Raw genomic sequence first — 15,483 nt, 5'->3', positions numbered from 1 at the left:
GACCTCCCAATCTGACATTTATCTCCTACAAAATAAACCCTGCGGCTTATATAGTATAAGTATCGAAAGCAGATAATTGAAGCTGAAGGAGAGGGTGAAATGGGAATAGGCAAATTGGAGGCAGTTGCAGCTGAGCTGGCTGCTGTTATTAGAAGCATCAAAGATGATGAATTGAAAGCTGTTGTTCAGTGTATTGTCAAAGCACCTCGGATTTTTGTCAAAGGGGTCGGCCGATCCGGTTTTATGATGGAAGCATTTGCGATGAGGCTGATGCACTTAGGATTTGATGTACATGTAATTGGAAACGCTACCACACCAGGAGCGAGCGAAGGAGATCTTCTCATAGTAGGAACTGGTTCCGGGGAGACGGGCAGTCTGATTACATATGCCCAAAAGGCCAAAAACCTTGGATTGAAAATGATAGCGCTAACATCTTTTGTGGATTCCACCTTAGGAGAAATGGCAGATGAAGTGGTTCAGATTTCTAGTCCAACACCTAAATCAGAAAAAACGAGTGAGGTCACATCGATTCAGCCAATGGGCACGCTTTTTGAACAATCCTTATTGATTTGTCTGGATCTTTTAATACTTGAGCTTATGGAACAGAAATCAGCTCATTCGGATCAGATGTTTGGCAACCATGCCAATCTTGAATAGCCTTCACGGGCGGCTGTTTTGTTTTTTCACAGCTGAATTCATATATAAACCAAGTATCAGGAGGGGTTAAGGATGAAGAGAAAGTTTTTTGCATTATTTGTGATTATGAGTTTATTTCTGGCAGCTTGTTCGACAGAAAGCGGCGGGTCAGGTGATTCAGGATCAGGCGATACTGGATCTGGCGGAGCAGCAAATGAAAACCTTCTGGATCCTGCAAGCTATAAGTCTGACAAAGAGCAATCGGAGTGGACGATTGGTGTTGTCACAAAAGATAATACGGCTGCATGGTTCAAGCGTATGGAAGTTGGCGTAAATGAGTTTGGTGAAGAAATGAATATCAATGTGATTCAAAAAGGACCGGCAAATGCTGATGCTGCTTCACAGGTTCAAGTAATTGAAGATTTAATCGCTCAAGGTGTAGACGCTCTTGCAGTAGTGCCAATCGATCCTGGTGCAATCGAAGCCTCCTTGCAGAATGCTTTATCACAAGGAATTGCCGTTGTAACACATGAAGCATCGAATCAAAAGAACACATTGTTTGATATCGAAGCCTTTACTTCAGAAGATTTTGGTGCAAGCATGATGGATTCACTTGCAGCTGCAATGGGTGAAGAAGGGAAATATGCCATGATGGTTGGCTACACAACAAGTACTACTCACATGGAATATGCTGAAGCTCAAAAAGCTCGCCAGGAAGAATCATATGCAAACATGGAATTAATCAATGGCGGAGAAGTGCCGAGTGCTGAATCAGAAGAAAGTGTAGACGTTGCCTATGAAAAAGCGAAAGAACTGTTAAAAGCATACCCAGATTTGAAAGGGTTTACAGGAGTGGCGTCAACGGATAGCCCGGGAATTGCAAACGCGGTAGAAGAGCTTGGACTATCTGGAAAAGTGAGCATTGTAGGGGTAGGAACTCCTAACGAATTCTCTGATTATATCAAAGCTGGAACAATCAATGAACTACAGCTATGGGATCCTGCAGCAGCCGGTTATGCGATGGTTTCAGTCGCAGCTAAAATCTTAGCTGGTGAGGAAGTTGCGGAAGGTACTGACCTGGGGATCGATGGATATGAAAGCATTCAGGTTATCGAAGGAACAAATAAAATGCTAGTCGGTAATGCTCCGCTTAAATTGGATGAAAGCAATATTGATGATTACGATTTCTAAAATTTTACTGGCATTAACCTAACTGAAAACTAGGGAATACCGTATCGCAAAATTCTAATAGAAGGACAGTGATGCGGTATTTCTTTCATTCCTTATATTTTCAAAAAATCCAAGCTCAGAATTCGAGGAGGGATTACAGTGTCTGAAAACATTATCTCTGTTAAAGGAATACATAAATATTTTGGAGGGGTCCATGCCTTAAAAGGGGTAGACCTGCAGATTAAAAAAGGCGAAGTGCATTGTTTAGCTGGTGAAAACGGCTGCGGTAAATCGACCATTATTAAGGTGATATCCGGTGTGCATAAGCCGGATGGCGGAGAGATTGAAGTAAACGGAGAAAAGGTTGACCATATGACCCCGTCAGAGTCAATTAAACAAGGCATTCAAATCATTTATCAGGACTTTTCGGTATTTCCCAATCTTACTGTTATTGAAAACTTAGCTTTTAATAAAGTACTGGCAAGTAAAAAGAAGTTCGTGAATAGGAAAGAGTTTAGAAGAATTGCTGAGGAGGCCATCAAAAAAATCAACTTTGATGTAGATCTGGATGCTTTAGTAGAAACTTTGCCTGTTGCAGATAAGCAGTTAATCGCCATTTCAAGAGCCCTTTTGGATAATGCGAAGTTAATTATTATGGATGAGCCTACAACCGCCTTAACCAAAAAAGAAGTAAAACGAATGTTTGAAATCATTAACAAGCTGAAAGACGAAGGTGTAACCATTCTTTTTGTATCGCACAAATTGGAAGAGGTTTTTGAAATTTGTGATACTGTTACGATTTTCAGAAACGGGGAGAATGTTATTTCTTGTCCTGTGTCAGAAATGGATGAAAAGAAGTTTAGCTTTCATATGACAGGACGGCATTTTGAAGAAGTGACAGAAGGCAAGAAGAGAGACTTAGGTGAAATGGTTCTGGAGACCAAGCAATTATCTGCACGAGGCTTTAACGATGTAAGTTTTACATTACGAAAAGGCGAGATTCTAGGGATTACAGGTCAGCTCGGTTCTGGACGGACAGAGTTATCACTTGCCCTGTTTGGGCTATTGAAACCTGATGAAGGTGAGATATTAATAGAAGGTCAGAAAGTAAATATTCCTAATCCGACAAAAGCACAGGAGTTAGGGATTGCACTTGTGCCGGAGGATCGACTGACAGAAGGGTTGTTCCTGCCACAGTCCATCAAAAGAAATATTGCGATAACCAGATTAGATGAATTATCGAACAAACTGGGCGTTGTAAACGGTGATTTGCTGGATGATGAATCTGCCAAATGGGTTCGGGATATTGGGGTTGCAACAAAGAACGATGAGTTTCCAGTATCAACTCTTTCGGGCGGTAATCAGCAGAAGGTTCTTTTGGCCAGATGGATTGCTTCCAACCCAAAGGTTTTGATACTAAATGGACCAACTGTTGGGGTCGACATCGGTGCTAAATATGATATTCACAATCTATTGCGTAATCTTGCGAGTGCAGGGATGGGCATTATCATCGAATCAGATGATGCAACTGAAATCGTGAATACTTGTGACCGTGTGCTTGTGATGCAAAAGGGTCAAATTACAGCTGAAGTGAAAGAAGAAGATCTGAATGTAAAGACTTTAGCGAACTATGTTTAAAAGATAGGGGTGTGAAGGATGAATCTATTAACAGCAAAGTCATTAAAAAAGCTGGCTGTGCGTCCTGAATTTTATGTTTTCATCATTATTTTGCTGCTGAGCCTTTTTATTCAGGCGAAGTCAGGACTTTTCTTTACGAATAATAACATCGTGGATTTGTTGCGTTCGATGACAGTTCCGCTGATTTATGCCATCTGTGCCTACTTAGGTTTCATCAGTACTGGACCAGATGTTTCCTTTCCATTGATCGCTGCCTTAAGCGGGTATTTAGCAACACAATTCGTGATGGTAACAGGCTATTCCGGATCCATTATTGTCGTATTTTTAGTTGCCATTGCCTGCGGGCTCGTCATGGGTGCCATTAATGGTTTTATTATTGCTAAATATAACTTTCCAAGTTTGATTGTGACCCTGGGAACGACCTCGATTTTCAGCGGCATCCTCCTTGGTGTTTTTGAAGCAGGCCGTATTAAGCTTCCGGAATCTATGATCGAATTTGGCCAGCAATCACTCATTAAAGTAACGAATGCAGAAACAGGCTTAGGATCTTCTCTGCCGATGACCTTCTTAATTGCCATCGGTTTGTATATTCTGACTTACTTATTCCTTAACTTTACGATGGCTGGACGCGGAGTATTTGCAGTAGGCGGAGATGAAACCTCAGCCGAAAGAGCAGGTTTTAATGTAAAGAAAATCCGCTTTGGTGTATTTACGGTAAACGGCGGTTTGGCAGCCATTGCTGGTGTATGTTATTCCGTTGAATCGACGTATTTCCTGCCGACTGAATTTGCAGGCATGGAAATGATCGTCATTGCTGCAGTTATTCTCGGTGGTACTCGATTAATGGGCGGTGTGGGCACCCTGACAGGATGCGTATTAGGGACATTGCTCTTAACGATCGTAACAAATAGTTTAATTCTCGTTGGTGTTCCGATCTATTGGCAAAAATTCATTATTGGAGCCATCATCATCGTCGGTACAGCCATATCTGTGATCCAGATTGCCGAATTAAAAGGGTTCAGAAGAAGTAAGCGGAAAAAGGTGGAGGTGGCCTAAATGAAGACTGCGCTAAAGACAAATGAACCAGCTGCTCCAAAAACCAGACTTTCTTTTATCAAAATGGATGGCAATATCCTGCGTTTATTAATCATCATGCTGACCATCTTCATCATCGCGAGTATCACCAAGCCGAGTACCTTTTTGTCGGTCGCTAACTTTCTTTCGATGGAAAAGCAGATGGTGGAATATGGACTGATGGCGATTGGCGTAGGAATTGCCATGATTGCAGGCGGAATTGATCTTTCCGTTGTGTATATCGCCAACCTCAGTGCCATTGTTGCAGGTTTGTTTATGCAGAAGTTTGCTGTAGCAGTGTCAGGTCCTGAACAAATCTTCTTTATTGTACTTGGTATTTTACTAGGGGTATTAACAGGAATTGTTTGTGGTCTGTTTAACGGTTTCTTAATTGCAAAATTGCGTATTCCTGCGATGCTGGCAACACTGGGAACGATGCAGCTGTATATGGGAATCGCCATTATTGTGACAGGGGGAAGCATCGTAAGCGGACTGCCGGAGCCATTTGCGCTAATCGGCCGTACAAATGTATTTGGAATCTTCACTATGTCCTTCATCGTTTATATCGTAATTGTTGCCATTGTTGCCTATTACATTGGTAAAACGAAATATGGCTTGAAATTATATTTGTTAGGCACAAATGAAAAGGCATCTAAATTTGCAGGCATAAAAAATAATCAGATTATCATTAGAGCCTATATGCTGTCGGGCGTTATTGCAGCATCTGCTGGATTATTAAGCCTTGCGCGCATTAACTCGGCAAAAGCAGACTTTGGTTCAAGCTTTGTCATGCTGACCATTCTGATCGCTGTATTAGGAGGAATTAACCCAGATGGCGGTGCAGGTAAGATATTAGGTATCTTCTTAGCTACTATTACCGTCCAGCTTATGTCATCCTACTTAAATATGTTTCCGGAGATTAGTAACTTCTATCGCGATATGATTTGGGGAATTGCTCTTATTCTAGTACTGATTGTGAACCATGTATTAAATAAGAAAAGCGAAGCTAAATTAATGCGGCTAACATCGCAATAGCTGGGGGGATATCCACTTGAAGCAACCTAATATTTTAGTAGTTGGAAGCATGAATATGGATTTAAATCTGTACGGCATTCCGAGGATTTCTCAATTTGGAGAGTCCGTAGGCTGTGAAGCTTACAAATATGCAACTGGAGGCAAAGGTGCGAATCAGGCCTATGCGGCCGCCCTGCAGGGAGCGAATGTCACAATGGTCGGCAGAGTCGGCAATGATCATAACGGCCATTCCCTTATTACAGAGCTTGAAAGAGTCGGAATTCACACAGGTTATATTGTAGCAGACAAGAATGATCAAACAGGTTTAGCAACCATTATGGTTGATGACCTTGGGCGATATTTCTCATATGTATCGCTTGGCGCAAATAACAAACTGAGTCCCGAGGACGTTGAAAAAGCACTCAGCGAGATGAGTTTTGACATGGTCCTTATGCAATTGGAGATGCCGTTAGAAACAGTCTATAGAACGTATGAATTAGCAAGGGAACGCAATATTCCTGTATTTTTAGATGCCGGACCTGCCATGAATATTTCATTGGATCGCTTAAAAGGAATTTATATCATTTCACCAAATGAAGCGGAAACAGAAGCTTTGACAGGTATAGCTGTCGAAAATGAGACAGATGCAATGGAAGCGGCCAGACAATTATATGAAAGAGCAAATCCAGAGTATGTCATTTTGAAAATGGGAAGCCGCGGTGCTTTTTTATATGATGGGAAAACGGCCAAAATGTATCCGGCCTATAAAGTGAACGCCATTGATTCCACAGGTGCAGGTGATACATTCAATGCTGCTTTAGTGAACAAAATCTGTCTGGGAGAAAGTCTTGATGATGCCATTCAGTATGCATCTGGAGCAGCCGCCTTTTGTGTAACACGAAAAGGAGCACAGATCTCGATTCCAACAGCAGAAGAAGTGGAGAAATTCTTGCAAAATCAACTCATTATAGATTAATAGAATGGAGGAAATCATATGGTGGGAAAAATAGCACCCTCACTTATGTGCGTGGATCTCTTGAATGTTGAAAGAGATATTAAGCTGCTTGAAGAAGCAGGGGTCGATTATCTGCACGTTGATATTATGGATAACCACTTTGTGCCGAATATTACACTGAGCTTTGATTTTATTAAGTCGATTAAAAGGATTACAGACATTCCTCTGGATGTTCATCTGATGATTAATAATCCAGAAGAAAGTCTTCAATATTTGGATATGCTGACAGCCGGGGATATTGTATGCATTCATTATGAATCTACCATCCACATCCATCGTGCGATCGGAATGATCAAAGATTTAGGCGTAAAAGTAGGCTTAGCACTGAATCCGGGCACACCTATTGGGGTTATTGAGAACTTGCTTCCTGATCTGGATATGGTGTTAATCATGACCGTTAACCCAGGGTTTGCTGGCCAGAAGCTAATTCCAAGCATGCTAGAAAAAATTGAAAAATTGAGAGCACTTTTGAACGAAAAGGGTTATTCGGAAATTGAAATAGAGGTTGATGGCAATGTCAGCTTTGATCATGCCAAGCTTATGTATGAAAAAGGTGCAGATATTTATGTAGGCGGCTCATCCAGTGTGTTTAGTAAAGAGAACTCGATTGTGGAGAATTGTAAGAGATTTCGGGAAATCATAGGATCTTAATGAAGTCATTCAGCTTTAGCATTTGTAATATTTTGAATACAGGAATCTTACCTAAAGGAGGACGGTCATGAAGCTGCAGCTGGCATTAGATACATGTAATACAGAAGAGGCATTGCAAATAGTAAGGGAAGTGGAAAGCTTTATAGACATTGTCGAAATCGGTACACCAATGATTATGCACTACGGAATGGAGCCGGTTCAAAAAGTGTCAGAGCAATACCCTGACATGAGGATTATTGCTGATCTGAAAATCATGGATGCCGGGGAGTTTGAAGCAGATATTGCTTTTAATGCGGGAGCATCCATTGTATCTGTGATGGGCATTACCCATAATGAAACGATTCGAGGCGCTGTCAAATCTGCCAGAAAAGCGAATGGAAAAGTGTTAGCAGATATGATGTGTGTGGTCAATTTAGAAGAGCGGGCAAAAGAACTGGTCGAACTTGGTGTTGATTATATTTGTGTTCATACGGCACATGATGTTCAAGGTACACAAAGCCCGTTCGCTTCGTTGGCTAAGGTTCAAGACAGTGTGGGTTCGGAGCGATGTGCCATTGCCGGCGGACTTAATAAGGAATCTGTTCATAGGGTGCTGGAATACAGCCCCGAAATTATCATTGTCGGAAATGGTATAACAGGTCAGGAAAATAAATCACAAGCAGCAAAACAAATCAAAGATTTATTACAGGGATAAAGGAGGGGATATTTATGAATCACTCTGTTTACTACGATAAGTGTAATATTGTGCTGGGCGAATGTACAAAAGCTTTACAGGCGGTTGACCCCGTTATTGTCTCGGATTATATCGAACTATTGAAAAACGCGGAAAAAGTATTTTTTGTCGGAGTAGGTCGCGTCCTTCTTTCCTTAAAGGCCATCTGTAAACGATATGCACATCTCGGCATTCATGCTGTGGTGGTCGGTGATATTACAGAGCCCGCCATGACAGATAAAGATGTTTTGATTGTTGGATCAGGGAGCGGCAACACCTTATTTCCTGTAGCCATTGCGAAAAAAGCCAAACAAATCGGGGCGACCGTTATACATATCGGAAGCAACCCGGAAAATAGCATGACGGAATGTACAGACTTGTTTGTCAGAATCCCTGTTGCCAGCAAGTTAAAAAGAGCGGACGAAATTCAGTCTCTTCAGCCAATGACATCCTTATTTGAACAAACCTTATTGCTGTTTGGAGATATAACAGCCATGATGATGCTTGAAGAAGGGAACAGTGAGATTGAAGACTTATGGCAATACCATGCCAATTTAGAATAAAAATATGATCGCTTGAAAAGAGGGATATGATGCAGCCAGCATTCTCCGCATCTCTTATGTGTATGGATTTTTTACAGGTGGAAAATCAGTTAAAAGTATTAAACAATGCTATGGATTATTACCATATCGATATTATTGATGGCCACTACAGCAAGAATCTCTCTCTTTCACCTGATCTCATGAAGGCTTTCAGAAAAGTAGTGACAAAACCAATGGATGTCCATTTAGCAACAACAAATCCTGAAGATTGGATTGAGGTTTGTGCAAATGCCGGGGCAGCCTATATTTCTCCGCAGGCGGAAACCATTAATCATCATGCTTTCCGGATCCTGAATATGATTCAGCAGGCTGGCTGTAAGATCGGCATTGTTCTTAACCCGGCAACCCCACTTCAGTATATCGAATCCTATTTAGGAAGAGTCGACTTATTAACCATTATGACGGTGGATCCCGGTTTTCCCGGACAGCCATTCATTCATGAGATGATCGGAAAAATAAAAGAAGCAGCAAAATTAAGAGAAGAAAAAGGCTATAAATACAAGATACAAGTAGATGGAGCAGTCAACAAAAGCACCTTTAAAGAGTTAAACAGAGCCGGTGCCGATGTATATGTTCTCGGATCCTCCGGGTTATTCAATTTGGACGAAAATATTGAACTAGCCTGTGAAAAAATGCACCAAAACTTTGCTGAAGCAACTCAGCGATAGAAATGGGGGTATTCCCAATGGAATTGATGTTTGATACAGCCAATTTAGATAACATTCGCTATTTTAACGGAATCTTTCCCTATGTTGGAATTACTTCTAATCCCAGCATTCTGAAAAAGGAAGGCAAACGTGACCTGGTTCATCATTTTAAGGAGATTCAGAGCATTATTGGCGGGGAACGCTCACTGCATATTCAATTAACAGCAGGGACGTCCGAAAAAATGATCGAAGAAGCCTATAAAATAACGGAAAAACTGGGCAAAGAAGTTTATATTAAAATCCCAATCAATGAAGAAGGATTAAAAGCGATTAAACAGTTAAAACAAGATCATTTTAAGATAACAGCAACTGCGATCTATACCATGGCACAAGGGGACTATGCCATCATGGCGGGCGCAGACTATCTTGCACCGTATTACAATCGAATGGAAAATACCAATATAAATGCTGAAAATGTGATCAGCCATTTTGCTGACAGAATTGAAGTGGGCGGCTACCAGACGAAGATATTGGCGGCCAGCTTTAAGAATATCGGGCAAGTTATGAAAGCGTTTAACTGCGGTGCGCACTGTGCAACTGTTGATCCTATGCTTCTCGGGGATTCACTTAAACTGCCATTTATTGAAACAGCAGTAAGTGACTTCAAAAAGGACTGGGAAGCAGTTTACGGACAGGGAAATACATTTCTGAATTTGCTGGACTAGAGAGGAGTGTGTTTAGATTGTTTGCTAATGTGATAGATTCAGTTAATGATACGTTAACAAAAGAAGCCGAAGCGATTCTTGAAGTGAAAAATACATTTGATCACAAACAGGTTGAAACGGTTTTTGAACTGATCAAGAATTGCCAAGGGAAAATTATTACCACGGGCTGTGGAACCTCAGGGGCAGCAGCGAAAAAAATTGCACATACATTAAGCTGTGTAGAGTGCCCATCATTATTTTTAACACCATCCGATGCCGTACATGGTGCACTTGGTGTGGTCCAAAAAGAGGACATTGTGATTGCCTTTTCTAAAGGTGGCGCAACCCAGGAGATCAACAATCTGATTCCAGGATGCATAGCAAAAGGTGCAACGTTGATAGCTGTAACCGAAGCGGAAAACTCATACATTGCCCAGCAATCACACTATATTTTAAAAGTGAAAGTCTCAAAGGAACCGGATGATTTTAACATGCTGGCAACATCTAGTACAATTGCAGCCATTGCCCTTTTTGACGCGATCGCTATTGCAATGACCCGGTTTAAAGGCTTTACAAAAGAGCAGTTTGCAGTCATCCATCCTGGCGGAAAAGTGGGAGAAGCTCTCACTCAGAAGGGGGAATAAGGATGTCAAAGTATACTATTGGATTGGATTTCGGCACCCTTTCAGGACGTGCCGTTTTAGTAGATGTAGTAACAGGTGAAGAATTAGCGTCAGTTGCACATGATTATGCGCATGGAGTTATTGATGGAGAACTTCCAAGCGGGAAAAAATTGTCGTTAGATTGGGCCCTTCAGCATCCGCAGGATTATTTAGAGGTCCTGTCAACCGTTATTCAAGCTGTTCTGAAGCAATCTGGCGTTTCAGCGGTGGATGTTATCGGCGTTGGTGTAGACTTTACTGCTTGTTCTGTTTTACCAATTAAAGCAGATGGCACTCCGTTATGTTTTATGGATCAATATAAAGATGAGCCACATGCTTATTTAAAGCTATGGAAGCATCATGCCGCACAGGATAAAGCAAATAAATTAAATGAAATGGCTGAACAAAGAGGAGAAAAATGGCTCAGCCGCTATGGCGGAAAGATATCCTCTGAGTGGATTTTCCCGAAGATTTGGCAGGTATTAGATGAAGCGCCGCATATTTATGACGAAGCTGATTACTTCATTGAAGCGTCTGACTGGACGGTGTGGCAGCTAACTGGTGTTCATACGAGAAATGCCTGTACTGCCGGATTTAAGGCAATTTGGCATAAACAAGACGGATATCCGGATCAGGAATTTTTTAAATCATTAGATCCTCGCTTGGAAAATGTAGTAGAAGATAAACTGAGCACGGATATTACGCCAATTGGACAAAAAGCAGGAGAAATAACGAAAAAAGCGGCAGAATTAACGGGCTTAAAAGAAGGAACTGCTGTTGCAATCGCGCATGCTGATGCCCATGTGTGCTTTCCAGCGGTGAAAATTGATGGTCCCGGAAAAATGCTCGATATCATTGGAACATCCAGCTGTCATTTAATTTTAAGTGAAGAAGAACACCAAGTGCCAGGCATTTGCGGTGTTGTAGAGGATGGAATTGTTCCTGGCTTCTTCAGTTATGAAGCAGGGCAAAATTGTGTCGGTGATATTTTCGGATGGTTTATAGATCATTGTGTTCCTGCAGAGTACCATGAACAAGCTAAGAATGAAGGAGTTAGTATCCATGAGTTCTTAACGAAGAAGGCTGAAAAGCTGAGAGCAGGTGAAAATGGGCTAATCGCTCTTGACTGGTGGAATGGCAACCGCTCAACACTTGTTGATGTTGATTTAACAGGCATGATCGTCGGTCTGACTCTTCAAACAAGAGCAGAGGATATCTACCGTGCGCTAATTGAAGGCACCGCCTATGGAACAAGAAAAATCATTGAAACATTTAGAAACAATGGCGTTCCTGTTAATGAATTTTTTGCTTCAGGAGGAATTGCACAGAAAAATCCGCTTGTTATGCAAATATACGCTGATGTCATCAATATGCCAGTTAAAGTGGGAGGCGGTTCACAGGGCCCTGCTCTAGCAAGCGCGATTTTTGGCGCGGTAGCTGCCGGATCAGAACGCGGGGGCTATGACGATGTCTTCGAAGCCGGCCAGGCAATGGGCAAACTAAATGACAAAGTATACTATCCGAACCCAGAAAACACAAAAGTCTATGACAGCTTATACAAGGAATATGAAACCCTCTATCATTATTTTGGAGTCGAGTTTAAGGGGATTATGAAGAGATTGAAGGGACTGCGTTCAGACATTGGGATACGAGGAGAGTGATGCCTCGAAATCTTCAATAAACAAAAAAAGGACAGGAATTTATCTGTCCTTTTTTCCCCTAGTTTTTAATAGCAAATTTATTAACATCTATTAATTCTACATTATTTGAGATATTAGCGTAGTATGGTTTTTTAGATAGGCGTTCATGATCACCGATGATATAAAATTCTTCTTTAGCTCGCGTAACAGCAACATTTATCAAGTTTGGTTTGGAACAGGACCAATTAGCAGCCCCATCTGTGCTTTCGTCTGTCCCTGTTACAAAGAAAACGATATTGGCTTCTTTACCTTGAAAGGTATGGACTGTACCTACTGATTTTCTTAGCCAACTCTCTACTTCTATTTTAGAAATATTCATAGCTAATAGTCTGTTTCTTAAAAGTTTTTTTATTTCATTTTTAACCTCAGTAAAAGGGGATATGACGTATGCATTAGGTGGACTATCCGTTTTTCTCCATAACTCAGCAATTTTATCTGATACTAAATCTCCTTGCTCTTTAACAAATTGACGATTTGATGTTGCCCCTTTACAGTCAAACCAAACCCCTTTTCCTTCTCCATTATTGCTTAATACCATTTTGTTATCATATGCGATTATATTTGCAATAGAAAACATAGGATTTTTACAACGTCTATGGACCCATAAGGGTATTCCAATCCAGTCACCATAACTATTAAAAGTTCCATATGGGTTTGCTGCATCTGCTAAGTTTTGAACAGACACGCCTTTTCCGATAAACGTATCATTTACTTTGTAATATTTTCTTATATCACTTAATATAGTTTGATCCATTGTGATTACAGGTTCAATTTGGACAGGATCACCAACTGCTATAACCTTTTTAGATCTCCAGATTGCACCAGCCGATTGTTGAGGGCTAGCTTGCCCTGCCTCATCTATAAATAAGAAATCAATAAAATCATGCTCTATTCCTTTATACATAGAACTAAAGCTTGCAAAGGTTGTACTGATTAAAGGTGTAATTAAGTGTGCTGTCTGCCACATGTTTTTTAAATATTCTTTATGTTCTTTATCGTTAAGATTCAATTGTGAGCGAAACTTTATTAAGCGTACGGTAGATTTAATTGCTGCATAATTAAAACACAAAATTAACTTATGAATTTTCATAGCCTTTAAAAACAGCTGCCCCCGTTTAAAGTTTAGTTCATCGGTAATCCAAGGAGTATTTAATTGTCTATTTTTATATGCCTCCGGGGTATTCGACCAATACTGATCATCGGAGATCACAAGACCTTGCTTTTGGTACTGGTTTAATTGATCATTGAAAATTTTAATTTTCATTTTTAATTCTATTATTTGTTTATTGCTATTGTTAGTTTTCTTACCCATTAAATAAAGAGTTTCTTCTTCACTCTTCAATTGTGAAATAATATCGTTTAGCTCTTTTTTCAGTTCAATTTTCTTAACATTTTTAAACCCCAAGAGCTTTTTAATCAAAGGAATATTTGGTGAATTATGTATTTGCTGCTCGGTGAGCATTTTTTGGTGCTCAAGGTGTTTCTTCTTTTCAAGTGCATTAGCATGTTTTGCCTTATTTTTTGTAAATTCTTCAGTTACTATTTTTAATTGCCTATTATATTCCTTAATCTCGTTGAATTCCTCATATACTTTTTGAAGTTTATTCTTTTCTTGCTGAATTGTATTGTATATATTTTTAAATTCATTTATTGCATCTTCCCAATCTTGTATACTTACATTTGTACTTTCCTCTTCAAGCTTTGCGATAAAACATTCCTGATCATTTGTTCTAAATAATGTAGAACCATAGGTGTTTATATTTTCATTTTTTCCTAGAGCTGCTGAGAAGAGACCCCATGTTTCATAGTTGTTACCTAATAGTTCTTTTGCAGTCAATGGAAACATGGATAATTCTTTTGCTTCAGTAGCATATACACGATCAAAATCATTATTAGAAGACCGAATAACTTCATCTAATTTAGGAAGATCTTTAGAAATATTTTCGACTGCACCATTGTTACTAGAAGTAACTACCATTGAATACTTACTTAACTTTGGATCTAAAGCGTAGATTGGATAATTGTAACCTTCGAGTTGGATTGTTTTTATTTTTGTAAAAGCTTTAGTAGGCTGGTCCAGCAGAGTCATTGCTTGTGCTCTTTGAACTATGATATTGGCAAATATATCTTTCAAAAGTGTAGTTTTTCCTGTTCCTGGAGGTCCATTAACTGAGCTAATCTTCTCGTTATTATTTAAGATTTGATTTACAGAAATCTGTTGCATTAAAGACAATCTATGTTTTACTGGCGATGGCCAGCGACCATCAGGGAGGTTAATTGGCTGGATAGTCTCTTCAATATAGCTTCGATTTTCATTTATATCTAATCGTTCATTTGAAGATGAACCGTTTATAAATCTACGAAGTGTATCATTTTCTCCCTTTGCGAGAATTTGCTTTATATCTTCTAAATAGAAACTATTAAAGTTTTTGGAAGAGAAAGCAGATTCAATTTTTTTAATCTCAATTTCTAGATAAGTTAGGGAGTTATCCTCTAAAATATAAAAATATTTTAGGTAAGCATCGTGAATTAAGTTTAAAGAATCTTTTGTCACTCCATTTAAAAAAATATTTTGTGCATCTTCTTCAAATAGTTGGATTAAATCACGATAAGGAGTAGTTAGTTCTTTGTATTGTATATTTGAGTTTCTTTTCATTGTTTTAAGTGCATACATAAGAAAAGGAACAAACATTGAGTTTTCAATATAATTTCCATTGTTATCAACCAAAAAGGTGAAGCTAAATAAGGATTTTAGATCCTTGTTAATAATTTCATCTTCATTCTTAAAAATATCTCGAAGAACTTCAACAAGTTTGTAATGTGTGTAACAACCCATGTAATACCGAAACTGTATTTTATGTTCATTTTGATTTTTTAATTGGTGATTTACCCAAGGTTTTTCATAATGTTCTATCTTACGAGTTCGTTTACGTGACTCGTTATTTTTAAAATAATCTTTTTTATATTCGGCTTTCTTTCCAGAAACCTCTCCTGGAGCCATAGCTTCAACTAAACCCCAAGCTTTTAGCACCGCCTGTACGTCTACACTGCCCATCATTTCACTCCTGTCAATATGCCTAGAAATTTTACAATACCTTCAAGTTTATGATAGCACAAACGAACAAATGGTTTAATCAATGTAAAGCTAACTAATTTACTTTTTCATATAAAAAATGCTTTTATATTTTAAGATAACGCTTTGAAGGAATGTTCGTTCTCATACCTTTGTAGGACGCTGTACAATGACACTCTTGGGTT

Annotated in this window: 14 protein-coding genes; 13 read left to right on the top strand and 1 reads right to left on the bottom strand. The window is 39.6% G+C overall.

Features of this window, described 5'->3' with window-relative positions; genetic code table 11:
* Window positions 1-99: 99 nt before the first annotated feature.
* The 13 genes from hxlB (J1899_RS20280) to araB all read left to right on the top strand — a co-directional run bounded on the left by hxlB (J1899_RS20280) (window position 100) and on the right by araB (window position 12,186).
* A complete protein-coding gene (gene hxlB / locus J1899_RS20280) occupies window positions 100-657 on the top strand; it encodes a 6-phospho-3-hexuloisomerase (protein WP_214476324.1) in 558 nt (185 codons plus the stop codon).
* A 72-nt stretch (window positions 658-729) separates the two neighbouring features.
* Window positions 730-1,827 (top strand): autoinducer 2 ABC transporter substrate-binding protein, encoded by a 1,098-nt coding sequence (locus J1899_RS20275; RefSeq protein WP_214476323.1) that lies wholly within the window; start codon window positions 730-732, stop codon window positions 1,825-1,827.
* A gap of 138 nt (window positions 1,828-1,965) precedes the next feature.
* Entirely contained in the window at window positions 1,966-3,444 is a 1,479-nt protein-coding gene (locus tag J1899_RS20270) for a sugar ABC transporter ATP-binding protein (protein ID WP_214476321.1), read from the top strand.
* Between the two features lie 18 nt (window positions 3,445-3,462).
* Window positions 3,463-4,500, top strand: a complete 1,038-nt coding sequence (locus tag J1899_RS20265) for an ABC transporter permease (protein ID WP_214476319.1) — start codon at window positions 3,463-3,465, stop codon at window positions 4,498-4,500.
* A complete protein-coding gene (locus J1899_RS20260; RefSeq protein ID WP_214476316.1) occupies window positions 4,501-5,553 on the top strand; it encodes an ABC transporter permease in 1,053 nt (350 codons plus the stop codon).
* A gap of 16 nt (window positions 5,554-5,569) precedes the next feature.
* A complete protein-coding gene (locus J1899_RS20255) occupies window positions 5,570-6,508 on the top strand; it encodes a PfkB family carbohydrate kinase (protein WP_214476315.1) in 939 nt (312 codons plus the stop codon).
* Between the two features lie 18 nt (window positions 6,509-6,526).
* Window positions 6,527-7,198 (top strand): ribulose-phosphate 3-epimerase, encoded by a 672-nt coding sequence (gene rpe / locus J1899_RS20250; RefSeq protein ID WP_246586534.1) that lies wholly within the window; start codon window positions 6,527-6,529, stop codon window positions 7,196-7,198.
* Between the two features lie 67 nt (window positions 7,199-7,265).
* Window positions 7,266-7,892, top strand: coding sequence for a 3-hexulose-6-phosphate synthase (hxlA, locus tag J1899_RS20245; RefSeq protein WP_214476313.1), 627 nt, complete (start codon window positions 7,266-7,268; stop codon window positions 7,890-7,892).
* Window positions 7,893-7,906: 14 nt separating this feature from the next.
* A complete protein-coding gene (hxlB, locus tag J1899_RS20240; RefSeq protein ID WP_214476310.1) occupies window positions 7,907-8,473 on the top strand; it encodes a 6-phospho-3-hexuloisomerase in 567 nt (188 codons plus the stop codon).
* A gap of 26 nt (window positions 8,474-8,499) precedes the next feature.
* Window positions 8,500-9,180 carry a D-allulose 6-phosphate 3-epimerase gene (alsE, locus tag J1899_RS20235; protein WP_343216731.1) on the top strand — a complete coding sequence of 227 codons (681 nt, stop codon included), beginning with the start codon at window positions 8,500-8,502 and terminating at the stop codon, window positions 9,178-9,180.
* A 17-nt stretch (window positions 9,181-9,197) separates the two neighbouring features.
* Window positions 9,198-9,884 carry a fructose-6-phosphate aldolase gene (locus tag J1899_RS20230; RefSeq protein WP_214476308.1) on the top strand — a complete coding sequence of 229 codons (687 nt, stop codon included), beginning with the start codon at window positions 9,198-9,200 and terminating at the stop codon, window positions 9,882-9,884.
* 17 nt (window positions 9,885-9,901) lie between these two features.
* On the top strand, window positions 9,902-10,507 hold the full coding sequence (locus J1899_RS20225) for a KpsF/GutQ family sugar-phosphate isomerase (protein WP_214476306.1): 606 nt from the start codon (window positions 9,902-9,904) through the stop codon (window positions 10,505-10,507).
* Window positions 10,508-10,509: 2 nt separating this feature from the next.
* Window positions 10,510-12,186 carry a ribulokinase gene (araB, locus tag J1899_RS20220; protein WP_214476304.1) on the top strand — a complete coding sequence of 559 codons (1,677 nt, stop codon included), beginning with the start codon at window positions 10,510-10,512 and terminating at the stop codon, window positions 12,184-12,186.
* A 58-nt stretch (window positions 12,187-12,244) separates the two neighbouring features.
* Here the strand turns inward: araB and J1899_RS20215 are convergent, their stop codons facing one another.
* Window positions 12,245-15,280: a DEAD/DEAH box helicase gene (locus J1899_RS20215; RefSeq protein WP_214476302.1), complete on the bottom strand. Its 3,036-nt coding sequence runs from the start codon at window positions 15,278-15,280 to the stop codon at window positions 12,245-12,247.
* Between the last annotated feature and the right edge of the window lie 203 nt (window positions 15,281-15,483).

The sequence above is a fragment of the Cytobacillus gottheilii genome, assembly GCF_018582665.1.
GTDB classification, from domain to species: Bacteria; Bacillota; Bacilli; order Bacillales; family Cytobacillaceae; genus Cytobacillus; species Cytobacillus gottheilii.
The sequence above is the reverse complement of the archived record's forward strand: the minus strand, read 5'-3'. Positions and strand labels throughout refer to the sequence as shown.